Raw genomic sequence first — 20,937 nt, forward strand, 5'->3', positions numbered from 1 at the left:
ACAGAGGCCTGGCAAGTTCACACAATCAGGTCGGCTCCAAGGCCGCCGCGCTTTTGATTTGATCTGAGGCGCCCCGTTAAACCAAGCACTGCGGGCGGGTACACCGAGCGACAACGAGGTGCCGGGCAAGCAATAGCCGCCCCTACTCCAACAATGGATATGTACACCCAATTTACTGAATAAAAGCTCAACCCTTGCGCAACGTCCTCTGCCGCAAGATATAAACCGTCACCAACACCGCACAGGTCACCATGAACACCCTTGCCCAAATGAACGACACGAGATAACAGGAAAACCCGATGCTGATCCACATCGTGACAATCGCGTAGACCTTACCCTTGAGCGGGATGCCGTTACCCTCAAGGTAATCGCGAATCCACGGGCCAAGCCGCGGGTGATTGACCAGCCAGTTATAAAAGCGCGGAGAGCTTCGAGCGAAGCACGCGGCGGCGAGCAATAGAAAAGGCGTGGTGGGCAGAATCGGCAGGAAAATCCCGATGACGCCCAATACCACGCTTAACCAGCCAGCGCCCAGAAAGGCATAGCGTACGAACCGGTTACGACTCGTGCGCGGTGCGGCCTGCGCCATAGGCGCAGACTCAGTGGTGGCGAGGCTTGAGGATCGCCGGCTTCTCATCCGGCGCCTGGCACAGCAGGTACAGGGCGGTGAGTGCTTCCGGAATCTGTACGATCATATCATCCATCAGGTTGGCATCAGCCGCGATGTCGGAGAACTCAGGCTGCTCATCGAACAGACCCGAACCGACCATGATCGGCAACAGCATCTCGCTGACTTCTTCCTCGGCGGTTTCGAACCAGGCGCTTTCACGCAGGAACACACCTTCCATAAAGCCAATGCACCAGCCGCGCAGGTCAGAGTCATCCGGCTCGTCGCCCAGGTCCAGATCGCACGGCAGTTCGAACTCTTCATCCGAAGCCAGCTGGCGAGCAATGTGCGCTTGCAACTGGATCAAAGTGCCTTCGATCTCTTCGCGCTGCGCATCATCGGCGTAATGCGGTGGTTCGGAGAACAGCGCATCGATCCACTCGCGTTCTGGCACGGTTTCGGCGCAGATAGAAAGAGCGGTCAGGTAGCCATGAGCGGCCACGTAGTCCAGTGCCTCGTCATGCAGCTCATCTGCATCGAGGAAGACTTGCAGGCGGTTTAGTTGCTCAGCGAAGGACATTGACGGACTACCTTGGAAATAAACGATGCTGAATTCTAGGCCCTGAGCGCCTTGGGCGCCAGCGTGGAGGTGGATGCGATGCACGATGAGTTTAATTTCGACCGCTTATATCCCGGCTGCCCTTTGCCTGTGACACGTCGGGTATACTGCCGCGCTTTGCAGTGCAGCAGGACATTCTGGGGTTTTTATGCTCGAACAGGCGCAACGCGTACTTAAAGACATCTTCGGCTATGACAGCTTTCGTGGTCGCCAGGGTGCCATTATTGAACGCGTGGCCAGCGGTGGTGATGCGCTGGTGTTGATGCCCACCGGCGGTGGCAAATCGCTGTGTTTTCAGGTCCCGGGCCTGTTGCGTGATGGCCTTGCGGTGGTTGTTTCGCCGCTGATCGCCCTGATGGATGATCAGGTTGCCACTCTGGAGGAACTGGGCGTCTCGGCAGCTGCGCTGAACTCTACCCTGAACGCCGATCAGCAGCGGGAACTGGCTCACCGGATTCGTCAGGGCGAAATCAAGATGTTGTACCTGGCGCCGGAACGTCTGGTGCAGCCACGCATGCTGGCTTTTTTGCAGAATCTGCAGATTGCCCTGTTCGCCATCGACGAAGCGCACTGCGTCTCTCAGTGGGGGCATGATTTCCGTCCCGAGTATCTGCAACTGGGACAATTGGCAGAGTTGTTCCCCGATGTCCCGCGTATCGCTCTGACTGCCACAGCCGACAAGCGGACCCGGGAAGAAATCGTCACCCGGCTGCATTTGCAGAACGCCGAGCGCTTTCTATCGAGCTTCGACCGCCCCAATATTTTTTACCGCATCGTGCCCAAGGAGTCGCCGCGCAAGCAATTGCTGGCGTTTCTGTCCGAGCGTCGGAGCGACGCCGGTATCGTTTACTGCCTGTCACGCAAAAAAGTCGACGAAGTGGCGGCCTTTCTTTGCGAGAACGGTTACCCGGCGTTGCCTTACCATGCCGGCCTGCCTTCCGAGACCCGTGCTGCCAACCAGAAACGCTTCCTTAATGAGGAAGGCCTGATCATGGTTGCGACCATCGCTTTCGGCATGGGCATCGACAAGCCCAACGTGCGATTTGTTGCGCACATGGATTTGCCCAAGTCTCTTGAGGCCTATTACCAGGAAACCGGTCGAGCGGGTCGTGATGGTTTGCCCGCCGATGCGTGGATGGCCTACGGTCTGCAGGATGTGCTGATGCTCAAGCAGATGCTGCAGAACTCAGAAGGCGACGAGCGACACAAGCGTCTGGAGCACCACAAGCTCGATGCCATGCTGGCACTGTGCGAAGAAACCCGCTGCCGCCGTCAGACGCTTCTGGCTTACTTCGACGAAGACATGCCCCAGCCGTGTGGTCATTGCGATAACTGTGTCGACGGTGTGCAGACCTGGGACGCGACAGAGCCAGCCCGTCAGGCATTGTCGGCGATTTATCGTACAGGCCAGCGTTACGGGGTCGGTCATCTGGTGGATGTGCTGCTGGGTAAATCCAACGATAAAGTGCAGAACTTCGGTCATCAGCATCTTTCGGTTTTTGGTGTCGGCAAGGCGCGTTCCGAGGGCGAATGGCGTTCGCTGTTTCGCCAGTTGGTGGCACGAGGGCTGGCTGATATCGATCTTGAAGGCTACGGCGGGCTGCGCCTGAGCGACACCTGCCGTCCATTGTTGCGTGGCGAAGTGACGCTGGAGTTGCGTCGCGACCTGAAACCGCAGACGACTGCGAAAAGCAGCTCCGGCAGCCCGGCCAGCCAACTGGTGCGTACTGAAGAGCGCGAGCAGTGGGAAGCGTTGCGCGCGCTGCGACGCAAGCTGGCTGAAGAGCATGGCGTGCCGCCTTATGTCATCTTCCCGGATTCGACCTTGCTGGAAATGCTGCGCAGCAAACCCGAAACCATGTCGGACATGGCTCAGGTCGGCGGCGTCGGCGCACGCAAGCTTGAGCGCTATGGCGAAGCGTTTCTGGAAGTGCTGGGCGGTGCAGCTGAAGCGCCAAAGGTGGTGGCCGACGTGCGCCACGAACTCATCAGCCTGGCCCGTGCCGGGATGACGCCTGCACAGATTGCCGGTCAGTTGCAGTGCACCGAGAAAAACGTCTACACCATGCTCGCTGAAGCCATTGGCAGGCAGCAGCTGTCTCTGGAGCAGGCGCTGGACCTGCCGGAGGACCTGTTGGGCGAAATTCAGGATGCGTTCCTTGACGGCGAAGGTGAGTTACCTCCTGTAGCGGCCATCGCCGAGCAGTTTGCCGGGCGCGTACCGGAAGGGGTGCTGTATTGCGTACGCGCTGCCTTGCAGGCTGAATTCGAGGTTTGATGCTTTGCGGGCATGCAGCCCGCCCTCGAATGCAGGAAAAAATCTGTAGAACCGGCTTTAGTCGGGAGCAGGTCTGTACTTTCGCCACATTTGCGTTGTCAGGTCTGCAGTCCTCCCGGCTAACGCCGGTCCTGCAGGGTTAGCCGATCCCGGCCCAACTCATATACTTACAACCCCTCACTTGCCTCAATCCTGACGCCATGCTTAGCTGACTAATTATTAGTATCGACCCAGAGTTTCTCTATGCCAATGACAGATGAACACCGCTTCGGCATGCAACTGGCACATATGTCCCGTGGCTGGCGGGCAGAACTGGATCGACGCCTGGCCGATCTCGGGCTATCTCAGGCTCGATGGCTGGTGTTGTTACACCTTGCCCGTTTTCAGGAACCGCCTACTCAACGCGAACTGGCGCAGAGCGTGGGCGTTGAAGGCCCGACCCTCGCGCGTTTGCTTGATAGCCTTGAGGCGCAGGGGCTGGTGCAGCGCCATGCAGTAGCCGAAGACCGTCGCGCCAAGAAAATCGTCCTGTGTGACACTGCCCGTCCCTTGATCCAGAAGATCGAAGCCATCGCCACTGCGCTGCGGGTTGAGCTGTTTGCGGGTATCGATGAGGAAGAACTTCGGGTTTGCATGCGCGTCCACACACGGATTCTGGCCAACCTCGAAAGATCCTGAGGCAGACACGCTCCTTCTCGCTCATACTTGCAGCCAGACATTGAAGTCCACGCCATGTATTGAATATGCAAAGAAGCCTGTTTCGGTTTCTATAAGGGTTCGTATGCGCAATAGCTCTCAGGCGGCTACTCGATCAGGTTTTGCCAAAACCGCTTTTCGTCGCGGCCTGATGGTCGCCGCTTTATCCTCGGCATCTCTGTTCTATTCGACGTTTGCGTCTGCATTGGGCATGGGCGATATCACGCTGCACTCGGCTCTTAATCAGCCCCTTGATGCCGAAATCGAGTTGGTTGAAACCGCCGGACTGAGCGCTGAAGATATCGTCGCACGGCTGGCCTCGCCGGAAGAGTTCGCCCGCGCGGGTGTCGACCGGGTCTTCTTTTTCAATGATTTGCGCTTCACGCCCGTGATTCGTGGCAATCGCGGTGTGATTCGTGTGGTGTCGAGCAAACCGGTCACTGAACCCTATCTGCAGTTTCTCGTGCAGATACTGCGGCCGGGCGGTGACATGTTGCATGAATACACGCTGCTGCTGGACCCGGCGACGTCTGCGCAAGGGCGCGCGGCGGTGGCGGGTCGCTCCCGTGGCGCCGCCACTCAGGGCTCCGAACAATCACGGATGCCTGTTGCGCCACCGGCAGCACTGGAAGGTAAACGCTACTCGGTCGTGGGCGGCGATACCCTTAACTCCATCGCCCGACGTATGCAGGGCTCTGGTGCCGGTGCATCGGCAGGGCGACTGGCCGACGGGATCAAAGCGCTCAACCCTCAGGTTTTTCCTAATGGCGACAGTACCGCGCTAAAGGTCGGGCAGAGCTTGTTGCTACCGGACGCTGCTGTGCTGCCCTCTGGTAATTCTTCTCCCACGCCCACCGCAGCATCCGCGCCGCCAGCCGCAGAAGTTCAGCGTGGTGCCGAACAGCTTGCCGCGTCGGCCATTGAAAATCAGTTGCTGACCAAGACGGTGGAAGACCTGCGCCTTCAGTTGCAGGCGCAGCAGGCATCGATTGATGGCAAGGACAAACAGATTATCGGTCTGCAGACCGAGCTGGCGGAAAGTCGCGCAGCCACCTCGTCACCGGCATCGTCACCGGCAGTGCCTGAGCCGATCGCTGCAGCTCCTTCCGTTAGCGCGGAGCCACAACAAAGTCCTTCGTTGCTGACTTCGCCATTGCTGTTGGGCGCGGTGGCGATTCTGCTGTTGTTGCTTGCGCTGGCCTGGTCGGTGCGTCGTAATCGTCGAAAACAACCCATACGGCAACCCGTCAGTGCCGATCCGACCCTGACCAAGCCAGCGCGTGCGCCGGTTGTTCCGGTTTATGACACGCCAGCCGTAACGCCCAAAGTGTCAGCTCCGGTGGTTGCAGCTCCTGCTTCAACGCCGCCACGTCCGGCTCCTGCACGTGCGGCTGCCGGAAGCACTGATCCACTGGACGGCGTCAGCATCTACATCGCTTATGGCCGGTTTGCCGAGGCGATGGGAATTCTGCGCGATGCTTTGGCCAAGCAGCCCGAGCGTACCGACGTGCGTATTCGTATTCTCGAGTTACTGGCAGAGCAGGGCGATTCTGCCGGTTTCGCTGAGGAAGAGCGGATCGCTTTACAAAATGGCGTGGAGCCGGAACAGCTTGAGCAGATCCGCTCACGTTATCCACAGCTCAAGCCTGCCAGTGAAGCGCTGAGTGCTGCGCCCGCTACCCTTGTTGCAGCTGCACCGCTGGCAGCCGCCGTTGTCCCGGCTGCAATAGCTGAAGAGCAACCCGCACAGCTCGATGAAAATTCAGCTGCTGCGCTTAATCCGGAGCCCGCCGACGATTTCCAGTTAAACCTGGATGATCTGTCGATGGATGCCGACTGGGACCTGGTCGATCCTTTCGACAAACCCGTCACCGCACGTGCCGATGCATCGGTGCAAACACCGGTCGAAGATCCGGGATTCGCTTCAAACCTCACTGAGCTGCCTGACGTGCAGGAAATTCCGGATGATCGTTTTCTTAGCGATTTCCCTGAGGAAGATGGGGTTGTCGAGTCTAACAACGACGCTCTGGACGACACGTTCCTTGACGGATTCATGGATGAATCAGGTGAGTTTGACTTGCTTGATCTCGAAGAAGTCCCGCTGAGTAAAGTCAATCAGGCCCAGGTGCTGATCGATGACGGGGACATTGAAGGCGCTCGTGAGCTGTTGCTGCAGGTGATTGAAGAGTCCGATGAAGAGCATCAGCAGACGGCTCGTGCCCTGTTGGCGGGGCTTTAGGCCCGCAGCACATCCCCTTCGCGACCGTCGTAAACTCCGATGGCCCCTACAGATTGCTCTGAACCTGCACCGTAGGAGTTGTCGGATGTTACGACGGCGCCGATGCGGTTTGCCTGATATACCGCCATCGCAGCCTTCGGCAGCTCCTACAGGCCCAATGTTTGTCGCGAGACAGCATCATGTCAGGGACATTGAGCGACGCCCTGCGGGAAAACATCTGTCCTTTTATCCCGGAGATTTCTTGCATGGATACCGCAAAACCCGAAATAACCATTACCTACTGCACGCAATGCCAATGGTTGTTGCGGGCGGCATGGTTGGCTCAGGAGTTACTCAGTACGTTTTCCGATGATCTGGGCAAGGTCTCTCTGCAACCTGGCACTGGCGGTGTATTCGTCATCACGTGTGATGGCGTGCAACTCTGGGAGCGCAAGGCCGACGGCGGATTCCCCGAGGCGAAGGTGCTCAAGCAGCGCGTCCGCGACCAGATTGATCCACAGCGCGATCTGGGGCACAACGACAAGACCAGGCCTGATCAGTGAGTCGTCGCTGCCTGAGGTGCTTTTTTACCGTTCATCAGGCCTGAAATGATGATGGCGATGATGATAAGCGCGCCGCCCAGCAACATGCTCAAGGTTGGGACTTCGGCGAACAGCAGCCAGGCGAATGTGATGCCGTAAACCGGTTCCATGGCGAATACCACCGCAGCGGTCCGGGCTTTTATCACCGCCAGGCTCGCAACGAACAGGCTGTGAGCCAGCCCGGTGCAGAACACTCCCAGCAAGCCGATCCACAACCAGTCCAGGGCAGGAACGGTACTCAACTCAGGGGCCGCCATCGGCAACAGACACAGCCCCACAATCAGGTTCTGATACAGCGCGGCTTGCACGGCGGGGACGTTTTTAGAACTGACGCGATTGACCAGCGATAACAGCGAAAACGTCAGCCCGGAAAATACCGCCCACAGCAGCCCGCTGGTGGCCTCGCTGGCCAGATTGAACTCGGGTGTCACCAGCACCAGTCCGATACTGACCAGTATTACCAGAACGATCTCGTTGCTGCGGATTCGCTCGCGGAACAGCAGCCCTTCGAGTATCACGGTAAAAGCCGGAAAACTGGCAAAGCCCAGGGTTGCGACAGCTACACCGGCAACTTTGACGGCGATGAAAAAACTCACCCAGTGTGCTGCGAGCAGGATGCCTGCGAGTATCAGCCGTGCCCAATCGGCTCGTCGCAGGGTTTTCCACGGGGTATTGCTGGCAAAGCGGGCGAAGAAGGCCAGCGCTGCAACGGCAAATATTCCGCGACCGAACACAATGACTGAGGGCGATGCGCTGGCCAGCTTGCCGAAGACACCGGTAAGGCCAAACATCAGTGCGCCCATATGCAGGGCGCTGAGGGCGGAGCGGGGAGTCATGGTGTTCCTTACTGGGCCGCTCTTATCAAGCATGAAATGGCTATCTTGCCCATAGGGGCGCACGAGGGCAGTCTACCAGTGTCCGCCCTGAAGCATTCAGTCCAACTCTTCTTGTGCATTGTCACGGCATTGCCACACTCCGGTCACATTCGATTAACCGGCACCGGGCACTCTCATGCAAACCCAGCAGGAGATGGTTCATGACCAGTGCTCAGCTTGCCAGACCCAGCCGTAAGCAACGCGTTCGCACCTTGTGGATTTCTGATGTGCATCTGGGCACGCGGGATTGCCAAGCCGAACACTTGTCACATTTCCTCAAAGGCTATCAGGCTGACAAGGTCTATCTGGTGGGGGATATCATCGATGGCTGGAAGCTGCGCGGTGGCATGTATTGGCCCCAGGCCCATACCAACGTGATACGCCGCCTGTTGACGATGAGTAAGCGCGGCACCGAGGTGATCTATGTCACTGGTAATCACGATGAGTTTTTACGCCGCTATTCGAAACTGATTCTGGGCAATATCCAGTTGGTGGATGAAGCCGAGCATGTCACTGCAGACGGGCGCCGTCTGTTGGTCATCCACGGCGATCAGTTCGACGTGATCACACGCTACCACCGCTGGCTGGCCTTTCTCGGCGACTCGGCGTACGAATTCACTCTGACCCTCAACCGCTGGCTGAATCATTGGCGGGCCAGGTACGGCTACGGTTACTGGTCGTTATCGGCGTATCTCAAGCACAAGGTCAAGACGGCGGTCAGTTTCATCAGTGACTTTGAAGAAGCCATCGCCCATGAGTGCGTCAAGCGCGGGCTGGATGGTGTGGTGTGCGGGCATATCCACCATGCTGAGATGCGCATGGTCGGCGAAGTGGAATACCTCAACTGCGGTGACTGGGTGGAGTCCTGTACCGCATTGATTGAGCATCTGGACGGCACGATTGAGCTGTTTCGGCTCGCGGACGCTCATCTCAAGCATAAGGAACTGCTTGCCGAGGAAAAGCTTGAGGCCAGCGAGCCGGTAGTCTGAAACGCTGGCGGTTGATGTGCCGTCGGCTAAAACGGAACCTTGCCAGTCAGCATGTCGCGGTACATGACGAAATCGCCCAGCAAGCTATAGAACGGATGCTGGAAAGTAGCAGGGCGATTCTTTTCGAAGAAAAAATGACCGACCCAGGCGAAGCCATATCCTGCCACTGGTACTAGCCAGATCAGGCTCCAACTGCCGCTGCCAATCACAAAGGCCAGCAGGAAGATCACCAGACTGGTGCCGACGAAGTGCAGACGACGGCAAGCGCTGTTTCGGTGTTCTTGCAGGTAGTAAGGATAGAAATCGGCGAAGCGGGTAAACGATTTGGTGGTTTCCATGGCTGGAGTTCCTGATCGTTGGCGCTGTTGGTTTAATGTCAGCTGGCTTTTGCGTCAACTGACATTAAACGCCATTACGATCACTGACGCCAGAATGCCGGAATACACAGCACCAGCACCGTGATGATCTCAAGACGCCCCAGCAGCATGCCACCCGACAGAATCCATTTGGCGGCGTCGGGCAGGGTGGCGAAGTTACCGGCCGGGCCGATGGTTTCGCCCAGCCCTGGGCCTACGCCGGACACCGTGCTCGCTGCGCCGGTCAGCGCAGTCATCCAGTCCAGTCCGAGCAACGACAGCAACAAGGCGATGCCGCAAATCGTGATGGTGAAAAAGAACGAGAACGTCAGGATGGACCGCACGATTTCGTCGTCCAGCCGGTGGCCGTTATAGGTTTGCTTGAGCACCGCACGCGGATGGATCAACTGATTAAGGTTGGCCTTGAGCAGAATGTAGGCGACCTGAAAGCGAAAAATCTTCACTCCACCGGCAGTCGAGCCGGAACAGCCACCGATAAAGCCAAGATAGAAGAAGAACATCAGCGCGAAGTTGCCCCACAGGCTGTAATCACCGAGGGCGAAACCGGTAGTGGTCACCACAGAGGTCACGTTCAGGGCCACATGACGTAGCGCGTCGTACCATGGCAGATCGGTGGTCGCCCAGTACCATGCGCCGAGTACCAGCCAGGTAATCAGCAATAAGCCCAACAGCCCCCGAACCTGTTCATCCCTGATCAAGGCTCCACGGTTGCCGCGCAAGGTTGCGACATACAGGGTAAACGGCAGGCTACCCAGGATCATCACCACAATCGCGACCCAATGCACCGCAGGTTGCGGCCACTTGGCCAGAGACAGATCGGAGGTGGAAAAGCCGCCTGTCGAGATGGCGGACATGGCGTGGTTGATTGCATCGAACAGGCTCATGCCGGCCGCCCAGAAAGCCAGACTGCCCAGCGCCGTAATGCTGACGTACGCCAGCACGATGAACTTGGCCACCATATGCGAGCGGGGCATGACTTTTTCGGAGCGGTCTGAAGATTCGGTCTGGAACAGACGCATGCCACCGATACGCAGCAGGGGCAGAATGGCTACTGCCATACCGATAAAGCCGATCCCGCCAAGCCAGTGGAGCATCGAGCGCCAGATGAGGATACCTGGCGACATGGTATCCAGACCGCTGAGCACTGTTGAACCCGTCGCGGTAATGCCAGACATGCTTTCGAAGAAGGAGTCGGTGTAGCTGATGTGCTGGGTCAATAGAAACGGCAGGGCGGCGAAGACGCACACAACGATCCAGCTGGAGACTGTCAGCAGATACATGTCTCGCGGACGCAAATGCACGTGTTCAGGTCGACCGGGAATGATCAATGCCAGCCCGGCGATGAACGTCAGCAAGCTTGCCCACAGAAAGGAGCGCAGGTCTTCGAAGCGGTCGTAAATGACCAGCGTCACCATGGGCACGATCATGGCGATGGCCAAGGTGATCAGGAATATGCCGATAATGAAACCGATGATGCGAAGGGTCGGCAACGCCATGCAGTCACTCTGACTAGGTTCGGGGAAAGGCGCCATTCTACCTGCGGCCCACGGCAAGTAAACCGTGGCCTGTGCGTCGCAGCCTGTAAGTAATTGCCTCGCAGGTTCGTTATCCGTGTGCACAAGCTCTAGAATGACCCATCATTTCTCAAGGAGGTAGCCCATGGAGGCGCTCGACGTATTGCTCAATCGTGTCTCGGTCCCACGATTGATCGACCCGGCCCCGGATGCAGCCCAGCGTGAAATCCTGTTCAGTGCAGCCATGCGCGCCCCGGATCATGGACAGTTGCGCCCGTTCCGGTTTATCACGGTCGAAGGCGCAGCCCGTGAGCGCATGGGGGATTTACTCGCAGAGGCGTTGCAGGCCAGTGGATCGGAAGTGACACCGCAAGCTTTGGACAAGGCACGCCTCGGCCCGCTACGCGCACCACTGGTTGTGGTTGTGGTTGCCCGTCTGCAGGATCACTACAAAGTGCCAAAAGCCGAGCAGTTGATTACCGCAGGGTGTGCGGCGCACAGCGTTTTGCTGGCGTCCTACGCGCTGGGCGTTGGTGCGGTATGGCGCACCGGTGAGCTGTCTTATTCGCCGCTCGTCGCCAAAGCTTTTGGCCTGGCGGATGACGAAGAGGTGATCGCCTTCCTGTATCTGGGCACGCCTCAGAACCCGCCACGTGTTGCTGCGAAAGTGGATGTGGTGGATTTTGTGAGTGAGTGGCAGGGCTGAGGGGCTGGAATGCTGAAGTTCTTCTGTAGGAGCTGCCGAAGGCTGCGAAGCGGAGTGTCAGAAAAATCGTTTTCGCAGCCTTCGGCAGCTCCTACAGCGGAATGTGTATTTGCCGCAAAATGGATTAGGCCACCGAACTCTTCGGCTCCGCCGGCAAATCAATAATCGCCAGAAACCCGCCCTCGGGATGATTGCCCAGTAGCAATTCCCCGCCATGACGTTGAGCTGCACGGCGGGCAATTGCCAGGCCCAGGCCATGACCCGCTGCGGTTTGGCCTGGAGCGCGGTAAAACGGCTCGCCCAATTGCGTCAGGTGCTCAGCCGCCACGCCAGGGCCATGGTCACGCACGCTTAACTGCAGTCTGTCACCGACCCGCTTTGCCTGCACTTCGACGGTTTCACCGGGCGGATTGAAGCGCAACGCATTGCGCAGCAGGTTATCGGTTGCTCGCTCAATCATGTCGGGCCAGCCATGCAGATGCAGGTTCTGCTCGACGTGTACGGCAATTTGCTGGTCGCCACCGTCCAGATTTGCATCATTCCTGAGGCGCAATAGCAGCGCGTTGAGATCAATGGGCTCAGCGCTGCTCAGTTGTGCGTCGAGCCGCGCCAAAGCGAGGATTTCGCTTATCAGTGCCTCCAGTCGATCACATTCGCGGCTTAACCTCGGCCAGAGCTTTTCCCGTTCGGCCGGTTCCGCGCGTTCTGCCAGCGCCAGCGCAATACGCAAGCGCGCCAAGGGGGATCGCAGCTCATGGGATACATCGCGCAGCAACTGACGCTGGCTGCCGATCAGGCTCTGCAGTCGCGCGCCCATACGGTTGAAGTCGGTTGCCAGCACGCCGAATTCATCCCGGCGGTTCGCCAGTTGCGCGAGGCTGTTTTGTTGATAAGTGGTTTGCCCAAGATCATGCACCGCACCGCGCAAGCGGCTGAGGGGGCGAGTGATCGACAAGGTCACCAGCAAACTGAACAGGGTCAGCACCACCAGCGCAATCCCCAGCGCGCTGAGCGGCCACATCAAACTGTCGCGGTGCCACGCATCCAGCTCCGGGTGAGGGATACGGTAAATGAACAGGTAGGTTTCCCCGGTTTTTTCACTCGTGTACTCACTGGTCAGGCGACGCCACGGAAGCTGGCGGGGGTCATCGCCCTGACGAGCCTCAAGGGCGGCAGCGCGGGGCGAAAAGGTGCCGCGCACGACCGGGTCGCCATTGTCGTTGAGGACCTGAACGTCCATGTGATTCTTGCGTTTGAGGCTTTGCAGGTAATCCTGCGCGGCATCTGCGCCCTGGTTTTCGTATTGCTCGGTCCAGGTCTGCGGCAAATGACTCAGCAGCGGATGACGGCTGAGGATCCATGCGTCTTGATTAAGCATGTGGCCGAGCAGAATGGACAGGCCTGCAACCAGGGCAATGGCCAGCCAGAAGCTAGCCAGGATTCGCCAGAACAATGAACGCACGGGACAACCTCAAAATAGAGAAACCCGGCACGCCTGGGGAGTGCCGGGTTCAGGTGGATCAGTAGCTTACTGGGCTTTTTGCGCTTTTTGCGCCTTCCACGCTTCGAATTCAGCGCGTTCGGCCATTTTTGCGGCGCGCTCTTTCTTCATTTCGTCGAATTCCTTCTGCTGCTCAGGCTTGAGCAGGGCGCGGATATCGCTGTCAGTCTTGGTGCGCTTGGCGTCCAGTTCTTCTTTCATGGCTTTCTGGTCAGCGGGCGACAGCTTGGCCAGATACTTTTCAGTGATGTCCTTGCGGTCGTGCATTCGCTCGCCCATCAGTTTGCCGATCTGTTGACGTTGTTCGCGGCTCAGGTCCAGCTTTTCGAAAGGACCGCGGTCATGGTGCATGCCAGCACGTGGACCTTCAGGGCCTGGACCAAAACCAGGGCCATCTCCAGGAGCAGCCATTGCAACGGTAGGCAGTGCAGCAGCGAACATCAAAGCGATCAGAGTCTTGCGCATGGTGTATCTCCTTGTCTCGAATCCGGCTCGTTGCCGGTTGAGGCCAGTTTAGGGAGATCAAGGTCAAGAGCGGTCAGGCTACTGTAAAGCTTGGGTAAAGAGGGGGAGAGAGTGGGCTGACATATATAAGTGTATAACTCGCGCTGTACCTGTAGGGGCCAACTTGTTGGCGAAGCGGTGTGTCAGTCGCAGGTATTGTTGCCGGTGATGACGTCTCGCGAACAAGTTCACTCCTACAAGGAATGCGTCCGAACTACACGCTGTAGTAATAACCCCGGCTACGCAACGCCACGATCCTTGGGCGGCCGTCAGGATGCGGGCCGATTTTCTTGCGCAGGTTACTGACGTGCATGTCCAGGCTACGGTCATAAAGGGTCAGTTTGCGCCCCAGCGCCAGTTGCGCCAGTTCCTGCTTGTCCAGCGGCTCACCCGGCTGGCGCAACAGCGCTTCGAGCAAACGGCTTTCAGAGACGGTCAGAACCAGCTCCTGATCATTGATGATTACCACGCCGCGCACCGGACTGAAGCTCAGGTCGCCCAGTTCCAGCTGTGTCGATACGGCTGTCGGGTGGCTACGACGCAGCACCGCACGAAGGCGGGCGGTCAGTTCGCGAGGGTCGCAGGGTTTGGCCAGGTAATCATCGGCACCCAGTTCCAGACCCAGAATCCGGTCCAGAGGCTCACCGCGTGCAGACAGCATCAATACCGGCAGGTCCGGATGATCGCTGCGCAACTGCTTGAGCAGTTCCAGACCGCTGCCGTCGGGGAGCATGACATCCAGAACGACCGCAGCAGGTGCGGATTCGGCAAGGGCGCGACGGGCACTGTTGCCGTCGTGACAGGCGCGGACCAGAAAGCCTTCCTGGCTCAGCCAGCTACTCAGGAGCTCGCAGAGCTCCTGGTCATCATCAATAAGTAACAGCTCGCTCATTTCTCACTCAATTTAGCCACTGTCGACGCTGCTTACGTCCACCGCGGGCAAAGATACCGCACAGGAGGGCTATCAGCGCAACACCCCCTCCGGTGACGAACCATTGTTGCTGTTCGGTCAGGATACGTTGCGGCTCGGCCGATTGTGCTTCTTTGAGCTGTAACTTGAGCCTTTGGTTCTCCTGGCGCAGGCGACTGAGTTGGGCGCTTTCGCGTGCGGCGTCAGCGTTCTGCACCTGCTTGAGGAGTTCTTCGCGCTGGCGCTCGCTTTCCTTCAGGCGTTGCTGAAGATCGCTGATCTGAGCAGCAGTGGTCGGCAGCGGCAACGCATAGGAGGTACCGGAACCACTCGTTTCCTCGGCCTGGACGGTAGTCGCACCCATTGCCAACACAACAACCAGTAGACATGCCCGCATCTGAACTCCTGTTTCAGCGTCCGTGTGTTCAACGGCCGCATTTTTAGACGGCAGTGTTCTTATAGAACGGTTTTTATAGAACATTCAGCAGGTTGTCGGCAGGGCGTTGAGAATGATTAGCGTCAGAGCGGGAGATTTTGTCATCGCTGCCTTGAGCGGCAGCGATTACAGGGTGTATCGCGGGAGGAAATTTAAGGCAGGACTTTCTTGAAAGGCTTCACAACGACGTTGGCGTAGACGCCCGCCTTGACGAACGGATCAGCTTCGGCCCAGGTCTTTGCTGCGCTCAGCGACTCGAACTCGGCCACGATCAGGCTGCCCGAGAACCCGGCGGCGCCAGGGTCATTGCTGTCTACGGCCGGATTAGGTCCGGCCAGGATCAAGCGCCCCTCGTCTTTGAGCGCATTGAGGCGGTCCAGATGAGCCGGGCGCACGCTCAGGCGTTTTTCCAGGGAATTTTCGACGTCTGTGGCAATGATTGCGTAGAGCATGTCAGTCCTCGGTTTTTGTTGGGGGCGGTGCGGAAGCAGGGTCATGCATGTGTTTGGCAAGGTATAGACCCTGAGCGATCAGGAATACCAGAGTCATGCCCAGGCTGCCGAATACTTTGAAGTCGACCCAGAATTCCTGATAAGTGAACGCCACATAAAGATTGGCCGCGCCGCAGAACAGGAAGAAGATGATCCAGGCAATGTTCAGCTTGGTCCAGATTGGTTTCGGCAAGCTCAGTGCGTGCCCCATGATGCGTTGAATCAGCGGGCGGTCGCCAATGAAATGGCTTCCGGCAAAGGCCAGCGCAAACAGCCAGTTCACCACGGGCGCTTTCCACTTGAGGAACGTTTCGCTGTGAAAGGCCAGGGTCAGGCTACCGAACACCAGACAGGCAACCAGCGTCAGCCACTGGCTTTTTTCCAGTTTGCCCTGTTTGACGAACAGAATGCCGTAGACCACCACTGAACTGACGATCAGCATGGCGGTCGCACTGAAAATACCGCCCAGTGTGTAGCTGTTGCCCAGGAACTCGACGGCACGAGGTTCGATTTTGTAAACGATGAAAAACAGCAGCAGCGGGATGAAGTCGATGAATTGTTTCACAATGGCAGCCAGAAGCAGGATGTGGCGGCATAATAACAAACATCAATGACAGCGAAAGCGCCACCTATGAATGTTGACCTGCACTGCCACAGCACAGCCTCCGACGGCGCTCTTGCGCCCACGGCATTGGTTGCGCGTGCTTACGAGAATGGCGTGCGCGTCCTTTCCCTGACGGATCACGATACCCTCGAAGGTCTCGAAGAAGCCCGGACTGCGGCGCTTTCACTGGGTATGCAACTGGTTAACGGGGTCGAGCTTTCGTGCACCTGGGGTGGGGCAACTATCCATATTCTCGGGTACGGTTTTGCCATGGATGCCCCCCCTCTGGTCGCTGCAATCGCCCGTTTGCACGATGGACGCTGGTTGCGCGCCGAAGAAATCAGTCGCAAATTGGCGATCAAAGGTATGCCTGGAGCGCTGGAAGGTGCTCGCGCCATTCAGCGAGAGCTGGGCGACAGTGGCAATGCTCCGGCTCGTCCGCACTTCGCAGACTTCATGGTGCGCGCCGGTTTCGTAAAGGATCGCGCTGAAGCTTTCCGTAAGTGGCTGGGAGCGGGCAAGCTGGGCGATGTGAAACAACATTGGCCTACGCTGGAAGAAACCGTCGGCACCTTGCGTGAATCCGGGGCCTGGGTCAGTCTTGCGCACCCCTCGCATTATGATTTCACCCGTAGCAAGCGTCGTAAGCTGGTCGCAGCTTTTCTTGAAGCGGGTGGCCATGCGATTGAAGTAGTCAATGGCCTGCAACCTGCAGAGCAGGTTGGAACCCTGGCCATTCTGGCGCGTGAATTTGGCCTGCTGGTAACCGCTGGCAGTGATTTCCATGCTCCTGGTGGCTGGTCCGAGATAGGCATCTATCGTCCGGTGCCGGAAGACCTGCCGCCCCTTTGGTCCCGGTTCAAACATGATCAGTCTACTGCTGCCTTCTGAACAGGAAGATACCGTGAGTCAATTTTTCCAGGTCCACCCGGAGAACCCGCAACCGCGCCTGATCAAACAGGCCGTGGAAATTATTAAAGCGGGCGGTTTGGTGATCTACCCAACAGATTCCTCCTATGCCCTGGGCTGTCAGCTCGGTGATAAAAGCGCCATCGAGCGCATTCGCCGTCTGCGCCAGCTGGACGACAAGCACAACTTCACGTTGATGTGCTGCGACCTGTCTCAATTGGGGCTGTTCGCCAAGGTCGATACCGGTGCGTTTCGCGCACTCAAGGCCCACACACCCGGGCCTTACACCTTTATTCTGAATGCCACGCGGGAAGTGCCACGGCTGATTTTGCATCCCAAGCGCCGGACAATCGGCTTGCGGGTGCCTAAGCATCCTATCGCCCAGGCTTTGCTTGAGGAATTGGGCGAACCACTGATGAGCGTCAGTCTTATCCTGCCGGGGGAAAGCGTGCCGCTGAGTGACCCCTATGAGATGCGCCAGACCCTCGAACGTCAGGTCGATCTGATTATTGATGGCGGCATGGGCGGGATTTCTGCTTCGACTGTGATCAACCTGACCGGCGATGAGCCTGAGGTCGTTCGTGTCGGTTGCGGCGATCCGTCACCATTTGGTGTCGAGGCTTGATGGCTACGGTAGACACCGTTGACAGTCAGGCCGACGCTCAACAAGAACTGCCGTTCGCCATGGTCTACGGCCAGGCGGTTACGCAGATGCCAATGGACCTGTATATCCCGCCGGATGCGCTGGAAGTCTTTCTTGAGGCTTTTGAAGGCCCGCTGGACCTGCTGCTCTATCTGATCCGCAAGCAGAACATCGACATCCTCGATATCCCGGTGGCAGAGATCACCAAGCAGTACATGGGCTATGTCGAACTGATGAAAACGGTGCGTCTGGAACTTGCTGCAGAGTACCTGGTGATGGCCGCCATGCTGGCGGAAATCAAGTCGCGCATGCTGCTGCCACGCTCTGCGGAGGCCGAGCAGGAGGAAGACGACCCTCGTGCTGAACTGATCCGGCGTCTGCAGGAGTACGAACGCTTCAAAGGCGCCGCCGAAGGTATCGACCAGTTGAGCCGCGTAGGGCGTGATGTCGTGGTTCCCAAACTGGACGCTCCCGAGGCCCGGGCGCGCAAGTTGTTGCCGGAAGTCAGCCTTGAAGAGTTGTTGATGTCCATGGCGGAAGTGCTGCGCCGTGGCGATATGTTTGAAAGCCACCAGGTCAGTCGCGAAGCGTTGTCGACCCGTGAACGTATGAGTGATGTGCTGGAGCGACTGAAAGGCGGCGGATTTGTGCCATTTGCCGAACTCTTTACCGCCGAGGAGGGGCGCCTAGGTGTAGTTGTGACGTTCATGGCCGTGCTTGAGCTGGTCAAGGAGTCATTGGTGGAATTGGTACAGAACGAGCCCTTTGCGGTCATCCATGTGCGGGCGCGAGCCGAATAAGAGCTGAACAATGAATCTCAACGAACCTCGCGAGCTGGCTCCGCTGCTCGAAGCTTTCCTGTTGGCCTCGGGCAAGCCGCAATCGCTGGAACGCCTTTACGAACTGTTTGAAGAAGGCGAGCGTCCTGAACCGCCAGTCTTCAAGAAAGCGCTGCAGTTACTGGGCAAGTCCTGTGAAGGCAGGGCATTCGAGCTCAAGGAAGTGGCTTCCGGTTATCGCCTGCAGATTCGCGAAAAGTTTTCCCCTTGGGTCGGTCGTCTCTGGGAGGAGCGTCCGCAACGTTATTCCCGGGCCATGCTTGAAACCATGGCATTGATTGCCTATCGCCAACCGATCACCCGGGGCGAAATCGAAGATGTGCGCGGTGTTGCGGTTAACAGTCATATCGTGAAAACCCTGCTGGAACGTGAGTGGATCAGGGTCGTGGGCTACCGTGAAGTGCCGGGCAAGCCTGCGATGTTTGCGACCACCAAAGTGTTTCTGGACCACTTCAACCTGAAGAACCTTGATGACTTGCCGCCACTGGCAGACCTGCGTGAACTGGAACCAGATCCGGTTCTGGATTTCGAAGACGCTCCGGTGCCCGCGCACCTGCAGGCGATGGCCGACGCGAGCATCGATCCGGACGCAGAACCAGAACCGCCAAGAGACGAGACGAGCTTCCGCAGCCTGTTGGTCGAACTCGACTCGATGGAGCAGGGTCTGAAGATCGACTTCGATGATTTGCTGCCGGATGAGCCTGATGAAAAGTCCAGAGACGACGCAGATCCCTTATAGGCGCAGAGTCCTTGTGGGAGCGGTGCTTGCCCGCGATAGGGGCGACGCGGTCCGACAGCGAAATCGCGCAGTCCTTATCGTCGGAATGCCGCCCAGACCAAGCACCGCTCTCACAAAATCTCATGCGGTCCTTGCGGTGTACCTCTTATGAGCGACACCAAGAACCCCTGCATCAGCCTCTGCAAATTCGACGCCGACATCTGCATCGGCTGCGGCCGCAGCAAGAAAGAAATCAAGGCCTGGAAGAAGATGGGCAAGGACGAGCGCCGCGATGTGCTCAAAGAGGCTGCCGTTCGCATGAAAGGTCTCAAGGGTGCCGGTCGGCGGAAAAAGAAGTAAGCCGCAAATTTTCGACTAGCCTCTGATGCGCAATGCGTTATGTGAGCGTATGATTCGCGACCTTTTGGCGATTCTGCTCGTGATGAGTTTAGCGTCAGAAGTTTTCAGTATTACGCCTCGTGGCTATCCACAGCCCCAGGCAACAGGTTGCGCCGGTCCTCGGCGTCCCCTGAATCGACACACCGGGAGGTGCCCAGATGAGTGAACAAGACAAGCAGGACAGCCAGGAAATCGGACCCGCAGGTGAAAAACTGCAGAAGGTTCTGGCACGTATTGGCGTAGGTTCGCGTCGCGACGTTGAAGCCTGGATCAGCCAGGGCCGTATCAAGGTCAATGGCAAGGACGCGACCTTGGGTCAACGCGTTGATCTGCATGATGCGATCAGCGTTGATGGCCGCGTCATCAAGCGCGAAGAGGCCGCCGAAACGGTGCGCCGCGTGATCATGTACAACAAGCCGGATGGTGAAATCTGTACCCGTGACGACCCTGAAGGTCGCCCGACGGTGTTCGATCGCCTGCCGCGTCCAAAAGAAGGCCGTTGGGTCAATATCGGTCGTCTGGACATCAATACCACCGGCTTGCTGATGTTCACCACCGATGGTGAGCTGGCCAACCGTCTGATGCACCCGTCTTTCGAAATGGACCGTGAATACGCTGTGCGCGTCCGCGGTGAAGTCGATGACGACATGCTGCTGCGCCTGAAGAACGGGGTGATCCTCGAAGACGGTCCGGCACGTTTCACCGACATACAGCAAGCGCCGGGTGGTGAAGGTTTCAACCACTGGTATCACTGCGTGGTGATGGAAGGCCGTAACCGCGAAGTGCGTCGCCTGTGGGAATCCCAGGGCCTGGTGGTCAGCCGCCTGAAGCGCGTGCGTTACGGACCGGTGTTCCTCAACTCCGACCTGCCGATGGGCCGCTGGCGCGAAATGAGCCAGTACGAGGTGGATATCCTCAGCGCTGAAGTAGGCCTGACACCTGTGGCTCAGCCGCAGATGAACGCCAAGACCAAGGACAAGATGGAGCGCTTGCAGCGTCAATCCTCCCGCCCATTGGGCAAAAGCGAGCGTGTGCGCACCCTTCGCCCGGCCAAGGATGCTGCTCCGACTGGCGAGCGTGCTCCACGTCAGCCGCAAGTGACCGGCAGTGATCGTGATCGCGCCCAGCGTCCTGCTGCACCGCGCTCGGATTCCGGTCGTGGTCAGCGCAACGACCCTAACAAGTCGGCGCCACGCACTCCGCGCCCAGCCAATGGCCGCAGCGACACTCGCTCAGATAACAGCCGTGGCACACCAGTGGCTGAGCGTCCGAGCGACATGAACAAACGTCCGGCCAAACCGTCGCCAAAGCGCCCAGGTATCAATCTGGTCGATGACGCGCCGTCCGGTAAGCGCCGTGGCCCCGCATCGGGCTCGGGCCAGCGCCCGGGTTTCGGTCGTCGCAAGCCGCAGTAAACGCTTGGCGACTGGCTTGAGCGAATGAAAAACGCCCATCGAAAGATGGGCGTTTTTTTTGGTCTCTGATTTACCCCGCACAAGACC

Annotated in this window: 23 protein-coding genes; 12 read left to right on the forward strand and 11 right to left on the reverse strand. The window is 58.2% G+C overall.

The features are described from left to right. Positions 1-187: 187 nt before the first annotated feature. The gene (locus ACYASS_RS09080; protein WP_463585893.1) at positions 188-589 is read right to left on the reverse strand and encodes a YbaN family protein; all 402 of its coding nucleotides are present in this window, start codon (positions 587-589) and stop codon (positions 188-190) included. 10 nt (positions 590-599) lie between these two features. Continuing rightward, positions 600-1,187, reverse strand: coding sequence for a UPF0149 family protein (locus ACYASS_RS09085; RefSeq protein WP_087265463.1), 588 nt, complete (start codon positions 1,185-1,187; stop codon positions 600-602). A gap of 187 nt (positions 1,188-1,374) precedes the next feature. Between ACYASS_RS09085 and recQ the strand changes: the two genes are divergently transcribed. The 4 genes from recQ (at position 1,375) to ACYASS_RS09105 (ending at position 6,981) form a co-directional block, all read left to right on the forward strand. Beyond that, positions 1,375-3,504, forward strand: a complete 2,130-nt coding sequence (recQ, locus tag ACYASS_RS09090) for a DNA helicase RecQ (RefSeq protein WP_243247742.1) — start codon at positions 1,375-1,377, stop codon at positions 3,502-3,504. Between the two features lie 243 nt (positions 3,505-3,747). Next, positions 3,748-4,182, forward strand: a complete 435-nt coding sequence (locus tag ACYASS_RS09095; protein WP_122664971.1) for a MarR family transcriptional regulator — start codon at positions 3,748-3,750, stop codon at positions 4,180-4,182. A 103-nt stretch (positions 4,183-4,285) separates the two neighbouring features. Then, complete coding sequence (locus ACYASS_RS09100; protein WP_463585894.1) at positions 4,286-6,439, forward strand: motility hub landmark protein FimV; 2,154 nt, start codon at positions 4,286-4,288, stop codon at positions 6,437-6,439. 245 nt (positions 6,440-6,684) lie between these two features. Next, complete coding sequence (locus ACYASS_RS09105; RefSeq protein WP_463585895.1) at positions 6,685-6,981, forward strand: Rdx family protein; 297 nt, start codon at positions 6,685-6,687, stop codon at positions 6,979-6,981. On the opposite strand, the gene ACYASS_RS09110 is transcribed toward ACYASS_RS09105, so the two are convergent. Continuing rightward, positions 6,975-7,856 (reverse strand): DMT family transporter, encoded by an 882-nt coding sequence (locus tag ACYASS_RS09110; RefSeq protein WP_463585896.1) that lies wholly within the window; start codon positions 7,854-7,856, stop codon positions 6,975-6,977. The genes ACYASS_RS09105 and ACYASS_RS09110 overlap by 7 nt on opposite strands. Before the next feature lie 200 nt (positions 7,857-8,056). On the opposite strand from ACYASS_RS09110, the gene ACYASS_RS09115 reads away from it, so the two are divergent. Continuing rightward, positions 8,057-8,884 (forward strand): UDP-2,3-diacylglucosamine diphosphatase, encoded by an 828-nt coding sequence (locus tag ACYASS_RS09115; RefSeq protein ID WP_463585897.1) that lies wholly within the window; start codon positions 8,057-8,059, stop codon positions 8,882-8,884. Between the two features lie 26 nt (positions 8,885-8,910). Here the strand turns inward: ACYASS_RS09115 and ACYASS_RS09120 are convergent, their stop codons facing one another. Next, on the reverse strand, positions 8,911-9,222 hold the full coding sequence (locus ACYASS_RS09120) for an Mpo1-like protein (protein WP_243247736.1): 312 nt from the start codon (positions 9,220-9,222) through the stop codon (positions 8,911-8,913). 80 nt (positions 9,223-9,302) lie between these two features. Next, positions 9,303-10,757 (reverse strand): TrkH family potassium uptake protein, encoded by a 1,455-nt coding sequence (locus ACYASS_RS09125; RefSeq protein WP_463585898.1) that lies wholly within the window; start codon positions 10,755-10,757, stop codon positions 9,303-9,305. A 163-nt stretch (positions 10,758-10,920) separates the two neighbouring features. Here ACYASS_RS09125 and ACYASS_RS09130 point away from each other — a divergent pair, with 163 nt between their 5' ends. After that, a complete protein-coding gene (locus ACYASS_RS09130) occupies positions 10,921-11,481 on the forward strand; it encodes a nitroreductase family protein (protein ID WP_463585899.1) in 561 nt (186 codons plus the stop codon). A 124-nt stretch (positions 11,482-11,605) separates the two neighbouring features. Here the strand turns inward: ACYASS_RS09130 and ACYASS_RS09135 are convergent, their stop codons facing one another. From ACYASS_RS09135 to ACYASS_RS09160, 6 genes are all read right to left on the reverse strand, one after another. Next, entirely contained in the window at positions 11,606-12,943 is a 1,338-nt protein-coding gene (locus ACYASS_RS09135) for a sensor histidine kinase (RefSeq protein WP_463585900.1), read from the reverse strand. A gap of 66 nt (positions 12,944-13,009) precedes the next feature. Continuing rightward, the gene (locus tag ACYASS_RS09140) at positions 13,010-13,447 is read right to left on the reverse strand and encodes an LTXXQ domain protein (RefSeq protein WP_463585901.1); all 438 of its coding nucleotides are present in this window, start codon (positions 13,445-13,447) and stop codon (positions 13,010-13,012) included. Between the two features lie 253 nt (positions 13,448-13,700). Beyond that, positions 13,701-14,378: a response regulator transcription factor gene (locus tag ACYASS_RS09145; protein WP_087265474.1), complete on the reverse strand. Its 678-nt coding sequence runs from the start codon at positions 14,376-14,378 to the stop codon at positions 13,701-13,703. Between the two features lie 7 nt (positions 14,379-14,385). Next, on the reverse strand, positions 14,386-14,793 hold the full coding sequence (locus ACYASS_RS09150; RefSeq protein WP_243247731.1) for an SH3 domain-containing protein: 408 nt from the start codon (positions 14,791-14,793) through the stop codon (positions 14,386-14,388). A 191-nt stretch (positions 14,794-14,984) separates the two neighbouring features. Continuing rightward, on the reverse strand, positions 14,985-15,284 hold the full coding sequence (locus ACYASS_RS09155) for a YciI family protein (RefSeq protein ID WP_122664959.1): 300 nt from the start codon (positions 15,282-15,284) through the stop codon (positions 14,985-14,987). 1 nt (position 15,285) lies between these two features. Further along, complete coding sequence (locus ACYASS_RS09160) at positions 15,286-15,888, reverse strand: septation protein A (RefSeq protein WP_243247729.1); 603 nt, start codon at positions 15,886-15,888, stop codon at positions 15,286-15,288. 66 nt (positions 15,889-15,954) lie between these two features. Here ACYASS_RS09160 and ACYASS_RS09165 point away from each other — a divergent pair, with 66 nt between their 5' ends. From ACYASS_RS09165 to rluB, 6 genes are all read left to right on the forward strand, one after another. Next, entirely contained in the window at positions 15,955-16,818 is an 864-nt protein-coding gene (locus tag ACYASS_RS09165; protein ID WP_463585902.1) for a PHP domain-containing protein, read from the forward strand. Positions 16,819-16,831: 13 nt separating this feature from the next. After that, positions 16,832-17,461, forward strand: coding sequence for an L-threonylcarbamoyladenylate synthase (locus ACYASS_RS09170; RefSeq protein WP_243247727.1), 630 nt, complete (start codon positions 16,832-16,834; stop codon positions 17,459-17,461). A 119-nt stretch (positions 17,462-17,580) separates the two neighbouring features. After that, a complete protein-coding gene (locus tag ACYASS_RS09175) occupies positions 17,581-18,279 on the forward strand; it encodes a segregation and condensation protein A (RefSeq protein WP_463585956.1) in 699 nt (232 codons plus the stop codon). A 10-nt stretch (positions 18,280-18,289) separates the two neighbouring features. Then, complete coding sequence (gene scpB, locus ACYASS_RS09180; RefSeq protein WP_463585903.1) at positions 18,290-19,057, forward strand: SMC-Scp complex subunit ScpB; 768 nt, start codon at positions 18,290-18,292, stop codon at positions 19,055-19,057. Between the two features lie 147 nt (positions 19,058-19,204). Further along, complete coding sequence (locus ACYASS_RS09185) at positions 19,205-19,396, forward strand: DUF1289 domain-containing protein (RefSeq protein WP_463585904.1); 192 nt, start codon at positions 19,205-19,207, stop codon at positions 19,394-19,396. Positions 19,397-19,593: 197 nt separating this feature from the next. After that, a complete protein-coding gene (gene rluB / locus ACYASS_RS09190) occupies positions 19,594-20,850 on the forward strand; it encodes a 23S rRNA pseudouridine(2605) synthase RluB (protein WP_463585905.1) in 1,257 nt (418 codons plus the stop codon). The last annotated feature ends 87 nt before the right edge of the window (positions 20,851-20,937 follow it).

It is taken from the genome of Pseudomonas sp. HP_14, assembly GCF_055283875.1.